This is a genomic window from Staphylococcus sp. Mo2-1 (assembly GCF_046721385.1).
GTDB lineage: Bacteria > Bacillota > Bacilli > Staphylococcales > Staphylococcaceae > Staphylococcus > Staphylococcus equorum_A.
Window position 1 is genome coordinate 1,678,612 of sequence record NZ_JBEUUK010000001.1, and the last position, 16,529, is coordinate 1,695,140.

Sequence of the window (16,529 nt, forward strand, 5' to 3'; positions counted from 1 at the left end):
GTCTTTTGTTATATGCGTATACTTATTATTATTGCGCACACATAAAGTCGCCACGTATTTAACTATTTTAACACTTATTATTTCATTGATACACATTTTCATTATTGCACATAGCGCGTATATTTATATTTATTAATCTGCCTCAAATTGGTAACTTGTTCCTCGAATAATTAAAGTATAAGATGATGAAGTTTTATCGTCTCGTAATGTGACTGATTTATACCCTGAGTGTTCACCATCATAAATGTGGTAAACGACATCATCATTTTTTAATTTTAATGCAGTATACGTTTTAGTTTCACTTATTTTTTCCATATCAAACCAATATTCCCATTTTTTTACAGTATGCTCTCGTTCTGTGCTGTGTAAATTAATTGTTTTAATCGTAAATTCTTTTTGTTGCAACGGTTCTAATTTTGCATTTCTCACTTCTTCAGCTTCATTCCACTGGATAAAAAATGGTGGTTTTACTCTATAATCTGGATCTGCAATATAAAGCAATTTCCAAGATGTTTTATCACCTTTCACATTTTCCCTATGCATATCTATAGGGCCGATGACCTCTATATTTCTCGTTTCCAAATCTTTTTTCAATTGATGAATATCTTGCGTACGAAATGCCAGCGTCTTTATACCTTGACTATAATTATCTTGCACTATTTTTGAAGGAAACGATACACGTCCTTCATCTGTTTTTATCATTTTTAATAATACGTCAGGTTTATACACATCTAATAACTCTATATATGCATTATTTAAATAGGCTAATCTGTTATAAGTTCCCAATCTTTCATGATTGCCACCTTGATGTAATTTAAACAAATGTCCCGGATATTTAAAGTTATCTAATTGATGAATATAATGAATCATATGGTCTAATTTTAAATACTGCATTAGGTATCTCCCTTATTTTAGCTTTGACTATATCTTAACAAATTGTATACCACTTTACTTGTCTTAACTAACGCTACGGAATAAATTTCTTATCTCCATAAACTTTTTCTTTAATTTTTAATGTTTTTACATCGCCTACTATTGATTTTTTTATTAAAAAAGAATAGAATAAGTATGCTATAAATTAAGTTAGCAAAGCTAACTATATTAGGAGGTCATTATGGAAAACAATCTTGTTTTTAATAACCTTATTGGCATTTATAGACCATACACCAAATTGTTTCAACCTATATTTGAAGCGTTTGATCTATATCCTGCTCAATGGTTGGTATTTAAAGATATAGCTTACAATGCGCCTACTACTTTGGTACAAATATCAAAGCGCCGTGCCATTGAGAAACCGACAACACGTAAGATTTTAAAAGTACTTTCTGAAAAATCATTGCTTTCAATTGAACCTGGTATTGATAAAAGGGAGAAGTTATTAACGCTCTCAAAAGAAGGGCAGCTATTATATGACAATATGAGTGCTCGAGTTGATAAGGTGCAAGATCAGCTTATTAATGAAACAGGATTATCTGAAGACGATCTTAAACAGGCAATTAAGACCATTCAATCAATACATGAAGCTATAACAAAAATGGAGGAAGCGTAATATGAACCAAGCTATAACAACAAAATCACCCATATGGACAAAAAGTTTTAATATAAACTTTATAACCAATTTTTTAATATACTTATGTATGTACTTACTTATAGTAATTATCGCCGCCTATACTAAATCTGAATATAATGTTTCAGATAGCACCGCCGGCTTAGTAACAGGGCTCTTTATCATAGGTTCTTTAATCGGACGTTTTGTAACTGGTAAATATGTAAATAAAGTTGGTCCTAAACGTATATTATTAATTGGATTAGTATTTTTACTCATTACCCAATTATTATATTTTATAGAAGGTTCTTTAGCATTACTCATGTTTACTAGATTAATCAACGGTATCGCTACAGGAATTACTACAACGGCAACAGGTACCATCGCCGCTTATGTCACACCTAATGATAGAAAAAGTGAAGGCATTAGTTTATTTTCTTTAAGTCTTGTCATGGGTGCGGCTATTGGTCCTTTCCTTGGATTACTTTTAATTAATGCTTTTCCAATTAAGATATTATTCTTAATTTGTCTCATTTGTGGTGTAGTAAGCTTATTAATTTCTTTCTTTGTAAACTTACAATTTAAACTCGATACGACTGATACAACTACTCAAAAAACAACGAGTAAAAAATTCAACATCAATAATTACATTGCAAAAGAAGCTATTCCGGTTGCAATAATTATGTTGATTTCAGGTTTAACTTATTCTTCAATACTTACATTCTTGCAATTCTTTGCTCAAGAGATAAATTTAGTAACGATTTCTAGTTACTTCTTTATATTCTATGCCATTGCATCACTGATTACTCGACCAATTGCGGGTCGACTTATGGATCAAAAAAATGAGAATGTCATTGCATATCCTGCCTTTGTATTCTTAATCCTTACATTCGTTACTTTAAGTATTACAAATAATGGTTGGTTACTCATTCTTGCCGGCTTGTTCTTAGGTGCAGGTTATGGAAATATTTCATCCTGTATGCAAGCTATTGCCATTAAAGTATCACCACCTGCTAAATATGGTATAGCAACTTCAACCTATTTTATCGGACTAGACTTAGGCGTTGGATTTGGACCATATGTTTTAGGATTCATGACATCCTCCGTATCTTATGCACAATTATATGCTATTATGGCCGTCATCGTACTCATAGCGACTATAATTTATTTCTTTTTACATGGCAGAAAAGTTAAAACAACTTAACTCATTACAATAAAAAGAGAACGGGAAGGAATCAAATGTTGATTTCGTAGTCCCGCTCTCTTTTTTATGTATGTTTTATTATTGTGCTACTTTAATATTTTCTATTTCTTGAATAATGTCATCAAAAATTTTAGTTTGAACATCATTGAAATAATAATAAACTTGTCTTTCGTCTGTTTCAGAACGAACTTTAGACATAAGTTCTTTTTTATAAATTTTTCGTATAATCACATCAATCTTGCTCGTATCCCATAACATTTCGAAATGAAGTGTATCTCTCAATTCCTTTCCGCTGATTTTTTTAGATTCATAAACCTTATACAACACAACAAATTCTTCAATTGATAAATGATGAACTGTTTTCAACCAATGCTTTAATTGACTCAATGCTCTTTCAGAAGTTATAAAATAAGATACTTTAGTTTCCATAATAATGGCCTCCTCATCGTCTTTTCTTGTTGTTTTAATGGCTTTATAATGAATAAGCTTCGAAAATATTATATAACATTTTCTTCATTAAATCTATTATTTTAAAAGTAATAGATAAATTTTTTTTACTATTGTCTTTCATTTATATCGTTTCTTATACATACCAAGCATTTTTTTGTTTTACTTAAATCCCTAAAGTAAATATAAACATTTTTTATTAATAGATTATCTTAAAAAATGCTTTATTTTAAAATTCAAAATTGTTAATATTAACTGCTTTTTTGTTAAATAAATAGAGTGATTTTTATTTACCTTGTGATTTAATACAAAAAACGCTGAAAGCATATTTAATTAAGTCTGCCTCAGCGTTTCGTGGTATTAAATGTTATATCAGTGTCAAAACTATATCGAACCTAATTGTAAGATTTACAATTACTTAATGATACTAACCACCAATATAGTTCATATTAATTTTTTTGCGTTTTCTATTTGCTACGGTTTGTTCTGTACGTTCATCTGAATATCTATCATCTCTAACATTCCACAGTACTTTGAACTGTTCAAATAGCTCCTCATCCGTTGCTCCGAGCACGCATAAATGATTTCACATTAAAACCATCTACTGTACTAAATAAACAACTATAAAACTTACCGTCTGATGACAATCTCCCACGTGTACATGTAGAGCAGAAAGATTGAGATACACTAGTGATAAGGCCAAACTGTGCGCCATTATCTTTATGTCGATAATATTTAGCAACTTCACCAAAATATTTTGGCTCAACAGATTCAATATCAAATTCATTTTCTATCATATTTAGCATTTCATCTTTTGTTACCACTTTACTAAAATCCCATCCATTATCGTTTCCAACATCCATAAATTCTATAAATCTAATCTCAATATCTTTCTCTTTGAAATATTGAATCATAGGTAAAATTTGATTGTCATTTACACCTTTTTGTATAACCACATTTACTTTCACGTGGAATCCTATGGAAATTGCATAATCAATCTGTTGCAATATTGTAGAAGCTTTTATATTTCTATTATTAATCGCTTGAAACACTTTGTCTTCGATTGCATCTAAACTCACATTAATACGTCTTAAACCTGCATCGTATAATTTTTGACCGTGTTTTTTTAATAATAAGCCATTTGTCGTTAGACCAATATCTTCTACACCATCAATCTGATTTAATTCATAAATTAATTTATATAAATCACGTCTGAGTAACGGTTCACCGCCTGTAATACGTATTTTTTTCACGCCTAATTGTGTGTATACTTTCGAAATACGTACCATTTCATCAAATGTAAGAAGCTCGTCTTTAGGTAAGAAAACAAAATCATCGCCAAATATTTCTTTAGGCATGCAATAATCACAACGAAAGTTGCATCGATCTGTAACTGACAATCTTAAGTCACGTATCGGACGCCCGAGTTTATCAGTGATTTGTTCTACCATATCGTTAGCCCCCCTTTATCTATTTATAATTTCATGTTGTAAAGCGTCCAAATCATGCTCGGAAATTAATATTTTTATACCAATATTCAGGTGATTCAATTGTGTTAACATCTAACCAGTCGCTCGCAACTTTAGTATAAACATTCTTTAAACTATAATCATCTGAATCCAGTGCCTTATCAATGTAAGTTAAAGTATGTGGACTGTAAAAAGCAAGTGTAGGTATCGGTCTACCCGCTTCTTGAAAACCTGCAATATCTAACTGGTCTTCAATAAGGTGTTCCACCATAAATTGGTATAATTTACTTATCGCTTTTTGAGTAATCATAGGTGTGTCAACGGAAATAACAAAGAATAGTTCTTCCTCTAGGTATTGGCTCATGACTGATCTAATACCTGCCAAAGGCCCTTTATCTTTATTCTGGTGTTCATCTATAATTATATTAGGGTAATCAAATTGTGTCGCAAGATTTTCATTGGTACTTATAATAATTTGATTAAACATGTTCGTTGCTTCTAACACATCTATAATTCGCTCATAAAATGCTTGCGATTCAATTTGTGCAAAAGCCTTAGGTTTACCGAATCTCTCTGACTGTCCTCCGGCAAGTATAATTGCTTTCATCTCTTCTTTACCCTCCGCTAACTGGTGGAATCAATGCGACAGTGTCATTAGGTTGGACAATGTCATCATTTTTCACAAATTCTTCATTTACCGCTATTTGAAATTTTTTATCGCTAATACTAGGATAACGTTTAAATAAATCTGTAATAAATTCATCTACAGTAATATCATAACTTAAATCGATGTCTTCTGATTGTTTTGCTAATATTTCTTTTATCTCTGCAAAATAAAGCACTCTCATGATTGTCCTCCTTCAATCGCATCCTCATAACTTCCATGTTGATGTCCTTGCCATTGTGCACCATCTTCCCATATTTCCTTTTTCCAAATAGGTACGATTTCTTTGATACGCTCAATTGCATATTCATTTGCTCTATAAGCATCTTTTCGATGTGGTGAAGAAACACTGATGAGTACTGCAATATCTGAAATAGCTAACGGGCCTATTCTATGCACGATTGCTGTTTGTGTACCTGGCCATTGCTGTGAAATTTCATCGCCAATTTGAGCTAACTTTTTTTCTGCCATAGGTATATAGGCTTCATACTCTAAATGCTCTGTTTTAATTCCTTTTGTCCATTCCCTTACATGACCTGTAAAAACAACAACTGCACCTTGATGTTCGTTCAGTACATAAGATCTATATTGCTCTGTCTGTATTGGCTCGCTTGTCACTTCAAATTGCTTCATTTAATTCATTCCTTTGATATTAAAAAAGATAATAACCATTGGTCATACTGACGTAAAGCCTCTGGTTTTGATATATTAATGGCATACTTAATATGTGTTAAATGATTTAGTGCATTACGGTCATTTTCATCACGGTAGACTAACACTTTATCGTAACTTGCTTCTTTAAAACCCTCTACTAATATTACGTTACTGTCTATTGTAACAGATTCATCTATGATTTCATCAAGCGTTTTGTTTTGTGTTCTGGTGACACTTTGTTGGTAAGCATTACCCTGAACAATACTTTGATCTGCACCTGCATAAAAGTGTTTCATATGGTCAACATGATTATTTTGCAATGTGATATCATGATAATCTTCAGAGTTATGATGTCCATGATGTTTCACCGTTGCTACTGTGAGATGATGTTCTTTTAACACCTGAATTGTATGTGCCATTAATGTCGTTTTCCCAGAGTTTTTCAATCCAACAATTTGTAAAATCATATAAAGCATTCCGTTTCATAAGCTTGTGATTCAGTTAATATTACATTTACCGTATAACCTTTTTTATATCCTCTTGTTCCACCTGGTAACATAATCATTGCATTACTATGTGCAATTGCAACAACTGCACCTGATTTGTTAAATCCTGAAGGAACTGCTGTCATTTCTTTCCCGTTAAAAGTGGCCGTAGCGCGAATAAATCTCGTAAATGGGTTTGCTTTTGTAAAATCTTCCATCAATGTAGCTTGCACGACTTGAGGATAGAGTGCATTTGCATGCATCATATGTTGAACTGCTGGCTTAACGTATAATTCAAAGCCGGTAAAGCATGCTGATGGATTTCCAGATAAACCAAATAGATACTTACCTTCTGCTACTGCCACTGTCGTCACACTTCCTGGACGCATAGCAATTTTATTAAAAAGGACTTCAGCATTTAATGCTTCGTATATTTGTGGTAAATAGTCAAAATCCCCCACTGATACACCACCTGTAGTAATGACGATATCATGTTGTTGCATTGCTTCAGTAACCACTTGGATACTACTTTTTAAATCATCTTGTTGTATTTGATAACGCTCTACTTGTAAGTCTAATTTATTAGCCAATGCAGTAATCATTGGTCCATTAGAATTCCTAATTTTTCCAGGTTCTAAATCATCACTTACATCTAATAGCTCACTGCCGGTAGCAATTACGGCTACGCTTGGTTTTTTAAAAACAGGAACTTGTGCATAGCCATATGTAGCTAATACTGCAATGGCACCAGGATTAATTTGTTGTCCTTTTTGTAAAATAACATCACCTATTTGAGTTTCTTCACCTTTTAAAGAGACGTTCTCATTAGGTTTAAATGCTTTACGTAATGTGAAACTTTGTCCTTGTTCTACTGTTTGTTCTAACATGACAACTGCGTCTGCACCTTCAGGCATCGCCGCACCTGTCATAATTCGAACTGCTTCAAACGCACCAACTTTTTTATCTGAAACAGTACCGGCGCCAATATGGTCAATCACATTGAAAGTGAGACGGTGCGCACCACTTGCATTCGTTGTATCTTTACTTCTAATGGCAAAACCATCATAAGGTGATTTGTTGAAACGTGGAATTTCGTATGTAGCAACAATATCTTCAGCCAATATATGGTTTAAGCCGGCATCTAGAGGCACTGTAGTCTCATCCATATAAATATTTTGACTCACAACACGTTCAATGGCTTCACCGACTGGAATTGGATTTCTTTTCTCAACTGGCATCTAAATCTACTCCTTATATTAATTAATTTCGTGATATACTAGAAAACGATTAGGAGGGATATGTTTGTCTGAATTTACACATATTAATGAACAGGGCAATGCTAAAATGGTAGATGTTTCTGAAAAAAACATTACGAAACGTACTGCAATTGCACATTCAAGCATTACCGTAAACCCAGAAATCTATCAACAAATTGTTGATCATACAAATAAAAAAGGAAATGTGCTTAACACTGCACAAATTGCAGGTATTATGGCTGCTAAAAACACTGCTGATATTATTCCAATGTGTCATCCTTTACCATTAACAGGTATTGATGTTGAATTTCAGTGGCAGAAGCATGCGCAATCTTTCACTTTGAATATCCAAGCAACCGTGTCTACTACTGGAAAAACAGGTGTCGAAATGGAAGCATTAACTGCCGCAACTGCTGTAGCACTTACTGTATATGACATGACAAAAGCTTTAGACAAAGGTATGGTCATTGGCGAAACTTATTTACTCTCTAAATCTGGTGGTAAATCTGGTGATTTTCAACGTAAAGCATAATTTAATATTTGCGTTCAACTCGAATAAAGTCTCTAGGGCATAACTACATATCTCAGCATCAACTATTATATTTGTAGTAGCTGTCTGACATTTAAATGTACTTGTTTCAAGCTCTTGTATTCCTTTTTCTAGTAAACCTTGTGAGGGGGACAGACTTCAAATTTCATATTTTGATTCTTGTCACCCTCTTTTATTTAGTTATTTCTTTAACTAAATGATTTAATTCTGGTTTTATTAACTTCTCCAATGCTAATTTAACAGCTCCAGTAGATCCTGGGATACTAAAAATTAACTTGTCACCTACTGTCCCCGCGATTGCTCGAGACAATAATGCTCTCGTACCTACATCCTCAGCATAACTGAGATATCTAAACAACTCTCCAAATCCTTCAATTTCTTTAGTGAAAAATGAGGATACTGCTTCTATAGTTACATCTCTTTGTGCAATACCAGTGCCTCCTGTAGTAACAATCACATCGATGTCTTCACTTAACCATTGCTCAACTTGCATTTGAATCGCTTCTTGTTCATCTTTCACTATTTTATAATGCGCCTTATCAATTGAAACATTCAATTCCGATAACAGTTCTATTACTAATTTACCGCCCTTGTCAGTCTTATAATCTCTTGTATCAGAAACTGTCAATACTGCACATCTTATATCTTGATCTAACTTAACATTTGTATGCATTTTTACACCCCTTTAGCCGAATAATCGGTTTATTAAAGTAATCGCTTGTTGAGGGTTTGTCATACCATGAATCAGTAATCTCCCGCCTTTAAAGCTAACAATGCGATAACCATTATATTCAAAGTGAATCATATAAGGATTACGTCGGTATGCAATATTTTGCTGAGTTAAAAATGATTCTAGCATTTCCTGGGAAATATTAGGGTTTTCGTATTGCACTGTGTCCCTACCACACAAACTAGCAAACTGTCGTTTCGTTTCATTTAAATGTGGATATGTAGGGTTGCGGCCACAAGTTTTGCAATCGCTCCGTTGTAGTTTACTAAACCCAAATGTAAAGTGCGTCCCTTCCCATAAGTCTCCATACGTTACTTTAGTCGGCACGTGTTGTTCTGTTAAAATTTTCAGCGCATCCCTCATCTGTAAACTTGTTGTCATCGTCACTGCGGGTTGAATTACACCTACCGTATCACATGTCATATTTATAGCTGGTAACTGTGGCACTAAGCAATTAAAACATGGTGTGTGTCCTGGAATAAAAGCAGTTTCTACATAAGTACTTTGGACTACACCGCCATAAATCCACGGTATGCCTTTTTGAAAAGCAAAATCATTAATCAACTGTCTCGTTTCAAAGTTATCTGTTGCATCTAATATCAGTTGAGCTGAACCAGCATTATCCTCTAAAAACTGACGATTTACATGTGCAATATAACTATGAATCTTCAAATCTTGTCGAATATCTAATAATTTTTCTTTAGCGACAACAACTTTGGGCAATCCTTCTAGCGCATCGGCTTCATTAAACAACGTTTGTCTTTGAAGATTACTATATTCAATATAATCTCTGTCTACAATAGTTAGTGTACCAACCCCTGCTCTAACTAAACTTTCAGCAAGGTGTGTGCCAAGTGCCCCCATGCCTACAATGAGCACGTGTGAATTCATGATTTTATCTTGTCCTTCAGGACCTATATGTTTAAATAACGTTTGTCTTGAATAGCGGTCTTTTGTCACTACAATAACCCTCTCTATACATCATTGTATCCATTATAAATCTTGCATGCGATAGTAACAACGGTTTGCCATCAATATTACAAAAAGTAGTGAATTCCCTATGTAGTTTTTTGATTTTGAGCACTCACAATGCTCGATATAACTAGAAATGGTTAAAGATTTTATTAATACACTTAATACGCTCTAAATCATGGCGCACGTTACTTATAAAGCATATCCTTTAAATATATGTTCGTGTTACAATAAGTTAACTATTACATGGAGGTGAATCAATGGCACGTTCAAAAGACTATGAACAACTATTGGAGCAAGCAAAAGATATCGTCATCAATTCAATTGGAGAAACGATGGATCTTTATGGAGTCAATCGTAGTGTAGGTAATCTATATGGCACGATGGTTTTTGAACAAAGTAGTATGACACTAGATGAAATGCGTTATGAATTACAAATGAGTAAGCCCAGTATGAGTGCGGGTGTTAAAAGACTGCAAGAATTTGATGGCGTAAAACAAGAGTTTGTTCGAGGAAGTAGAAAACAACACTTTACTGCTGAAAAAGACTTTTTTACGTTTTTTGGAAACTTCTTTTCACAAAAATGGAAACGTGAAATCAAATTGAATTCAGAAGCAATATATAAAGCTGAATCTTTATTGAATCCCATTATTCATTCAGAAACTGCTACACCTGAAATCATTGAAGAAGCACAAGAAATTTTTGAGCAAATAGAACATTCTAAACTCTATTATGCTTGGTTATCTACTCTAACTGATGCGCTCAATTCAGGAGAAATATTTGATTATTTTCCAATTCCGGAAAATAAATCATAATCGATAGCAACACAAAACGCCTCCCTATTTCATGATAGGAGGCGTTTTTGTATCTATAGAATGCATGATAATCCTAAATGTTTCAAGCTGAATTTTTTATGTTTGGATTTTTAATCCGTCGTAAGCAATGGTGCATGATAATCCACTATGTAATAGTCGTTGTTCTAGCACTTTAGTATCATCCATAGTGAGGCCTTCCGTGGATTCTATATGTGTAAAATAAGTGTGTGTCGCATTTATTTCTCTAGCAATTTTAACACTTTCATCAAAACTTAATTCATTTGATTCCTTTAGTACCCCGTTTTCTAGTAAACGCTCACCAGTAATTGGATTAACTTCATTACTTCCAAAAGGTAATATAGCAACATCTATGTTTTGGAATTTTTGTGAAGGTACGAAACCTTTCATTTCATCAGGTATAATCAATATGCTCTGTTCTATGGCATTGATATAAAAACCAAAAGCAATACTTTCAGGAAGTTGAATCCATTCTATTTTAATATCATCTATTGTTAATAGAGCATCATTCTCTACCACTTCTAACTCTATCACGCCAATTTGAGTTAAATAATTCAAATGATTCCAATGACCTAAATAAGTTTTGAAATCTGCTACTTCTTGCTGAGTTATATATATCTTTGTCTTTCTAGAATTTGGTTTTTTATTTTTAAAATCATAATTTAATGTCTCCCAAATCCTCAATCCCATCGTATGATCAGGATGCCAATGTGAGTATAAAGCATGTTTTATTTCAGAAATTTGAGCACGTCGTAGTTGAGTGAATATATCCTCAGAAGTATCTATTAGTAATTGGATATCATGAATATATATTCCAGGGCCGGTTCGCAAACTCGATTCTTTATGTTGAGATACTGAATTATAAAGCGTAGGAATACCCCCTGCTGTTCCTAAAAACTCGATATTCATTATCTTACCCCCTTATTTAAAAAATGACCGTTAGATTCCGATATAGAAAATAACAGCCACTTATTCAATTTGTCATTTATATTTATTTTTGTGTGCGATCTCAATCAATATTAATCACTTCATGAGCCAGTGCCTCTGCTTCGTAATTAGAATGTGTTACAAAAATAATTGGTATTTGCCACTCTTCAAATATGCGCTTTACTAATTGAATACTTTCATCTTTAGTTGTATCATCCAAGCTTGAAAATGGTTCATCTAATAATATGAGGTCTGGTCTAGTGCTTAACGTTCTTGCTAATGCCACACGTTGGGATTCTCCTCCAGATAGTCTCATTGGAAACTGTGATTTTAAATGCGTAATGTTTAATTGATGCATTAAAGTCTCTATATGTTCGGAAGGTTGCGCCATAAAAGTTATATTCTGATACACATCCATATTAGGAAACAATTGATAATCTTGGAATAAGTAGCCAATATTACGCTGTTGAATTTTCACATCTATATTGTTATGCGTATCAGTTAAAATATGTTCATTTACTTCTATATGTGCCTTATCTGCACTTTTCAATCCTGCTATAATATTTAAAATTGTTGTTTTACCAATGCCTGATGGGCCTTTAACTGCATAAATTTTAGGTTTAGTATCTTGGAGACTCATATGTAATTGTGTGTTTTTGAGCGCATGCTCTAAATGTAATGCCAACAACTAATCTACCTCCCGATAACGGTCTTTATTCAACACATTGATTGTGCCAATTACTGTAATAGCAAATGCAACAAGGACGATCACCCACAACCATGCTTGATTTTCTTTACCTTGTTCTACCAAAAAGTATATTTCTAAAGGTAACGTATTGGTTTTATTAGGTATGTAACCAGCAACCATCAGTGTCGCACCAAATTCTCCTATCGCTCGGGCAAAGCTCATCATAATGCCTGATAATATTGGACGCTTTGACAACGGTAAAATTAATTTAAAAAATATCTTGTTTTCACTTGCACCCATCGTTCGGGCAGTATTGAGCATTTTATTATCTATACTACGAAAGCCTTGGACAGTATGCTGATACATCAATGGAAAACTCACAATCACAGATGCAATAACTGCTCCAGTCAGTGTAAAAACTACTGGTAAATGCAATACATCCGTAAAAAATGCACCAATAAAACTTCTAGGTGAAAACACAATTAATAAAATAAATCCCATAACTGTTGGTGGTAACACAATAGGTAAAATAATTATACTTTCTAAGATTCTAGCAATAAAACCATGTCGTTTATACAACCATCTCGAAATAACGATACCAATAAAAGTAACGATGATTGTACTAATAACAGCTACTTTGAGTGATATCCAAAATGGTGTAACATCTATCATTGCTAAAACCTCCTATGCTTCAAATTGATATTTTTCTAATATTTCTTTAGCTTCGTCTGTCTTAAGAAAGTCGATCCATGCTTTAGCTAATTGCTTATCAGATGTTGTCGTCGCTTTATAAACAATGGGTTGCTTCAAATCAACTGTATTGATTTCTTTAACATGACTCTCGCCATTTTGCTGACTTTGATATAAGTCAGTTTTATACACATACCCTAATTGTGCATTACCTTTTTCAACATAGTTTAGTACTTGTCGCACGTCTTTAGCAAATACTAAATTAGGTTTTACTTGTTCATATAAATTATTATCTTTTAAATATTGCTGAGCATATTTACCCGCCGGCACCGAGTTCACCTCACCAATGGCTAATTTATCGCCTTCTTGTAGCGTTCCCACTGATTTATAATTACTGTCCTTAGCACCAATAAGTACGAGTTTATTTTTAGCATATTCATATGTATTTTGTGCTTTATCTTTATCTTGTAATGCATCAACGTCTTTCTTGTTTGCTGACATAAACACATCTACAGGTGCGCCTTTTTCAATCTGTTGTCTTAATGAACCAGACCCACCATAGTTAAATGTAACATTGGCATCTTTATGATTTGCTTCAAACGCTCGCTTCAATTCTTTAGTTGTATCAGTCAGACTCGTTGCTGCTGAGATATGTAATTCTTGTTTTTTATCATTCTCCTCAGAATTGCTATCATTTTTGCGCTCACTATTTCCATTTGAACATCCTGTTAATACTAGACATAGCGTCATAAACATTACGATTAAATATTTTATTTTCATCTAAAACAACTCCTATCACTTATAATTATATTCTTATTCATAAAAAAACAAAAGACCTAAATGATAGTATTTTGGCCTTTTGTAAGCGTATGTTTTGATGATTTTGATGTGCTATTTTATAGTTGTTCAATAAAGCGTTTAAACGCGTGATGACCTTGTTCTGTATTTTTAAATACGCCAAGCATCTTCTAATACACGTTTAAATTTAAATCCTACTTCTTTATCTACAACTTCATCGACATTATTTACATTAATATCATATGATTGTTTCATTTCTTCAGCCCATTGTTGATGTATTCCTAAATCTATTTGAGTTTTATCTAGTAAATAATCTTTAACTTGTTGTAATTCTTGTTTTAGTCGTCCTGGTAATATAGCAGTCCCCATCACTTCAATTAGGCCTATATTTTCTTTCTTGATATGTTGCACGTCTTTATGTGGATGGAAGATGCCGTCAGGGAATTGTTCTGAAGTTTGATTGTCTCGTAAGACAATGTCTAATTCATATTGTTGTTGTCTATATCTTGCGATTGGCGTAATCGTATGATGACGTTCACCATCACTACTAAATGCTTTAATATCTACACTATCATCCGAATATTGATTCCATTGTGTCATGACATAAGTAGCCGCTTCAATCAGTTGCGCTCTATCGTCACCTTTCAAACGAATCACACTCATTGGCCAATTTAAAGTGCTAGCTTGAACTGATGGATAATTAGCAATAGTAAATTGATTTATTTCAGCAACATTATCCATCGGAAATACATGTCTTCCAGTTTGATAATGATTATGCGATAAAATTGATCCCCCCACAAGTGGTATATCTGCGTTAGACCCAATGAAATAATGAGGAAATTGATCTATAAAATCTAACAAGTTAATGAAAGTATTTTTATTGATTTCCATAGGGACATGTTGTTCAGATAAAACAATACTATGTTCAGCAAAATAGGCATATGGCGAAAATTGAAAGCCCCACTGTTCACCATTTAAATTCAAGCGAATCACACGGTGATTTGTTCTTGCGGCTTGTAGCACTGATCCTTTAAAGCCTTCATTTTCTATGCATAATGCACATTTCGGATAAGCGGTAGCCGGTGCTTCTTTAGCTTTTGCAATTTGCTGTGCATCTTTTTCAGGTTTTGATAGATTGATCGTGACTTCAATATCTCCGTATTCAGTAGCAACATCATAATTAATATTATTCGCAATTGCATCTTCTTTAACATAGTGATTACGTTTAGTTATGTCATAAAAATAATCTGTAGCCGCTTCTGGTGACTGTTTATATGCCTCGTTAAACTTGCGGTTAATTACCGATGGGCGTGGTGTAATTAAGTCTAAAATTTGAGCTTCAACAATTTCTTTACTATATAATGCATCTTCAATACAATTTTCACTAATAGCTTGGCGAATCCAATATTGTGTAATTTCATTTGCCGTTGCATCTTTATTTAATTCAGAGACTGCTGAATCATCAATACCTTTTGCATTTAAATTACGCAATAGTTGGTTTTGAATATAAATGCTATCTTCTTCTTCATAATCACCATACGAAATTGCTTGTGATACAAATTGTTGTACTAATTGTTGATTTAATAACATGCATTAACCCTCCACATTTTCTTGATATCCATTTGGATGTTGATGATGCCATTGCCACGCTGAATTAATAATATCGTTAATGTTATCGTGTTGCGGTTTCCAGCCAAGCACTTGTTGCGCCTTATCACTTGATGCGATTAATTTACTTGGGTCGCCTGCTCTTCTTTCACCTACCACTGCTTTAATAGGTTCATTTGTTACTGTTCTTGCGGCTTCTAGAATTTCAAATACCGAATAACCTTGACTACTTCCTAAATTAAATGCACCAGATGCTCCGCCGTTTTGTAAATGTTGATACGCCAAAATATGCGCATCTATTAAATCAACGACATGAAGATAATCGCGAATACATGACCCATCTTCTGTATCATAATTATCACCGAATATTGTTAAGTGCTCTCTTTGTCCAAGTGCGACTTCTAATACAATTGGTATAAGGTGTGTCTCAGGACGGTGGTCTTCACCAATGGCACCATTTTCTTTAGCACCTGCAACATTAAAATAACGTAGCGCCGCATAATTAACGCCATATGCTTCATGACTCCAGTGCATCATTTTCTCCATCATCAACTTACTTTCACCATATGGACTTGTAGGTGTTTTAGAATCTTCCTCAGTAATAGGTACTGAATCTGGTTCACCATAAACTGCAGCTGTCGAAGAAAAAATAATATGTTCTACTTGATGGTCATACATAACTTCTAATAACACTTGTAATCCGTGCACATTATTATTGAAATAGGCTAACGGTTTTTCTACAGATTCACCAACTAAAGAATAGGCGCAAAAATGGAAGACACCTTCGATGCTTTCATTATTAAAGACATCATCTAAAAAGACTTTGTCTCGAATATCTCCTTCATAAAATGTAGCTTCGCTATGCACAGTCGCTCTATGTCCTGTACCTAGATTATCTACTACAATAACGTTGTATCCTCTTGTAATTAATTGATCTACCGCATGACTTCCTATATAACCAGCGCCACCTAAAACTAAAACAGACATATACAAAATCCTTTCTCTATT

The 16,529-nt window shown here is 33.6% G+C and carries 17 protein-coding genes and 3 pseudogenes; 4 read left to right on the forward strand and 16 right to left on the reverse strand.

The window, feature by feature from the left end; genetic code table 11:
- Positions 1-132: 132 nt before the first annotated feature.
- Positions 133-894 carry a VOC family protein gene (locus tag ABLV95_RS08625; protein ID WP_046465830.1) on the reverse strand — a complete coding sequence of 254 codons (762 nt, stop codon included), beginning with the start codon at positions 892-894 and terminating at the stop codon, positions 133-135.
- Between the two features lie 220 nt (positions 895-1,114).
- Between ABLV95_RS08625 and ABLV95_RS08630 the strand changes: the two genes are divergently transcribed.
- Positions 1,115-1,549 carry a MarR family winged helix-turn-helix transcriptional regulator gene (locus ABLV95_RS08630; protein WP_427706727.1) on the forward strand — a complete coding sequence of 145 codons (435 nt, stop codon included), beginning with the start codon at positions 1,115-1,117 and terminating at the stop codon, positions 1,547-1,549.
- 1 nt (position 1,550) lies between these two features.
- Complete coding sequence (locus ABLV95_RS08635) at positions 1,551-2,750, forward strand: MFS transporter (protein ID WP_460875357.1); 1,200 nt, start codon at positions 1,551-1,553, stop codon at positions 2,748-2,750.
- A 78-nt stretch (positions 2,751-2,828) separates the two neighbouring features.
- On the opposite strand, the gene ABLV95_RS08640 is transcribed toward ABLV95_RS08635, so the two are convergent.
- The 7 genes and pseudogenes from ABLV95_RS08640 to glp form a co-directional block, all read right to left on the reverse strand.
- Entirely contained in the window at positions 2,829-3,179 is a 351-nt protein-coding gene (locus ABLV95_RS08640) for a SarA family transcriptional regulator (protein WP_427706723.1), read from the reverse strand.
- Positions 3,180-3,624: 445 nt separating this feature from the next.
- Positions 3,625-4,648 (reverse strand): annotated as a pseudogene (gene moaA, locus ABLV95_RS08645) (GTP 3',8-cyclase MoaA).
- 15 nt (positions 4,649-4,663) lie between these two features.
- Positions 4,664-5,273 (reverse strand): annotated as a pseudogene (gene mobA / locus ABLV95_RS08650) (molybdenum cofactor guanylyltransferase MobA).
- 7 nt (positions 5,274-5,280) lie between these two features.
- Complete coding sequence (gene moaD, locus ABLV95_RS08655; RefSeq protein ID WP_046465836.1) at positions 5,281-5,514, reverse strand: molybdopterin converting factor subunit 1; 234 nt, start codon at positions 5,512-5,514, stop codon at positions 5,281-5,283.
- Positions 5,511-5,963, reverse strand: coding sequence for a molybdenum cofactor biosynthesis protein MoaE (locus ABLV95_RS08660; protein ID WP_427706719.1), 453 nt, complete (start codon positions 5,961-5,963; stop codon positions 5,511-5,513). Before ABLV95_RS08660 ends, moaD begins: the two co-directional genes overlap by 4 nt.
- 5 nt (positions 5,964-5,968) lie before the next feature.
- Positions 5,969-6,451, reverse strand: coding sequence for a molybdopterin-guanine dinucleotide biosynthesis protein B (gene mobB, locus ABLV95_RS08665; protein ID WP_427706717.1), 483 nt, complete (start codon positions 6,449-6,451; stop codon positions 5,969-5,971).
- The gene (gene glp / locus ABLV95_RS08670; RefSeq protein WP_460875361.1) at positions 6,448-7,707 is read right to left on the reverse strand and encodes a gephyrin-like molybdotransferase Glp; all 1,260 of its coding nucleotides are present in this window, start codon (positions 7,705-7,707) and stop codon (positions 6,448-6,450) included. Before glp ends, mobB begins: the two co-directional genes overlap by 4 nt.
- A gap of 64 nt (positions 7,708-7,771) precedes the next feature.
- Between glp and moaC the strand changes: the two genes are divergently transcribed.
- Entirely contained in the window at positions 7,772-8,257 is a 486-nt protein-coding gene (moaC, locus tag ABLV95_RS08675; RefSeq protein ID WP_046465840.1) for a cyclic pyranopterin monophosphate synthase MoaC, read from the forward strand.
- Between the two features lie 190 nt (positions 8,258-8,447).
- Here moaC and ABLV95_RS08680 read toward each other — a convergent pair whose 3' ends face one another.
- On the reverse strand, positions 8,448-8,948 hold the full coding sequence (locus ABLV95_RS08680; RefSeq protein WP_046465841.1) for a MogA/MoaB family molybdenum cofactor biosynthesis protein: 501 nt from the start codon (positions 8,946-8,948) through the stop codon (positions 8,448-8,450).
- 12 nt (positions 8,949-8,960) lie between these two features.
- On the reverse strand, positions 8,961-9,965 hold the full coding sequence (locus ABLV95_RS08685; protein ID WP_460872838.1) for a ThiF family adenylyltransferase: 1,005 nt from the start codon (positions 9,963-9,965) through the stop codon (positions 8,961-8,963).
- Between the two features lie 272 nt (positions 9,966-10,237).
- Between ABLV95_RS08685 and cudC the strand changes: the two genes are divergently transcribed.
- On the forward strand, positions 10,238-10,792 hold the full coding sequence (gene cudC / locus ABLV95_RS08690) for a choline uptake/conversion transcriptional regulator CudC (protein ID WP_046465843.1): 555 nt from the start codon (positions 10,238-10,240) through the stop codon (positions 10,790-10,792).
- 96 nt (positions 10,793-10,888) lie between these two features.
- Here cudC and ABLV95_RS08695 read toward each other — a convergent pair whose 3' ends face one another.
- The 6 genes and pseudogenes from ABLV95_RS08695 to galE form a co-directional block, all read right to left on the reverse strand.
- A complete protein-coding gene (locus ABLV95_RS08695) occupies positions 10,889-11,719 on the reverse strand; it encodes an MBL fold metallo-hydrolase (protein WP_427706713.1) in 831 nt (276 codons plus the stop codon).
- A gap of 100 nt (positions 11,720-11,819) precedes the next feature.
- A complete protein-coding gene (locus tag ABLV95_RS08700) occupies positions 11,820-12,425 on the reverse strand; it encodes an ATP-binding cassette domain-containing protein (protein ID WP_427706711.1) in 606 nt (201 codons plus the stop codon).
- Entirely contained in the window at positions 12,426-13,097 is a 672-nt protein-coding gene (gene modB, locus ABLV95_RS08705) for a molybdate ABC transporter permease subunit (RefSeq protein ID WP_427706709.1), read from the reverse strand. It abuts the gene before it with no gap.
- 12 nt (positions 13,098-13,109) lie between these two features.
- Entirely contained in the window at positions 13,110-13,895 is a 786-nt protein-coding gene (gene modA / locus ABLV95_RS08710; RefSeq protein WP_460875365.1) for a molybdate ABC transporter substrate-binding protein, read from the reverse strand.
- Positions 13,896-14,011: 116 nt separating this feature from the next.
- A pseudogene (gene galT, locus ABLV95_RS08715) lies at positions 14,012-15,503 on the reverse strand (UDP-glucose--hexose-1-phosphate uridylyltransferase).
- 3 nt (positions 15,504-15,506) lie between these two features.
- Positions 15,507-16,508: a UDP-glucose 4-epimerase GalE gene (galE, locus tag ABLV95_RS08720; RefSeq protein WP_460875367.1), complete on the reverse strand. Its 1,002-nt coding sequence runs from the start codon at positions 16,506-16,508 to the stop codon at positions 15,507-15,509.
- Between the last annotated feature and the right edge of the window lie 21 nt (positions 16,509-16,529).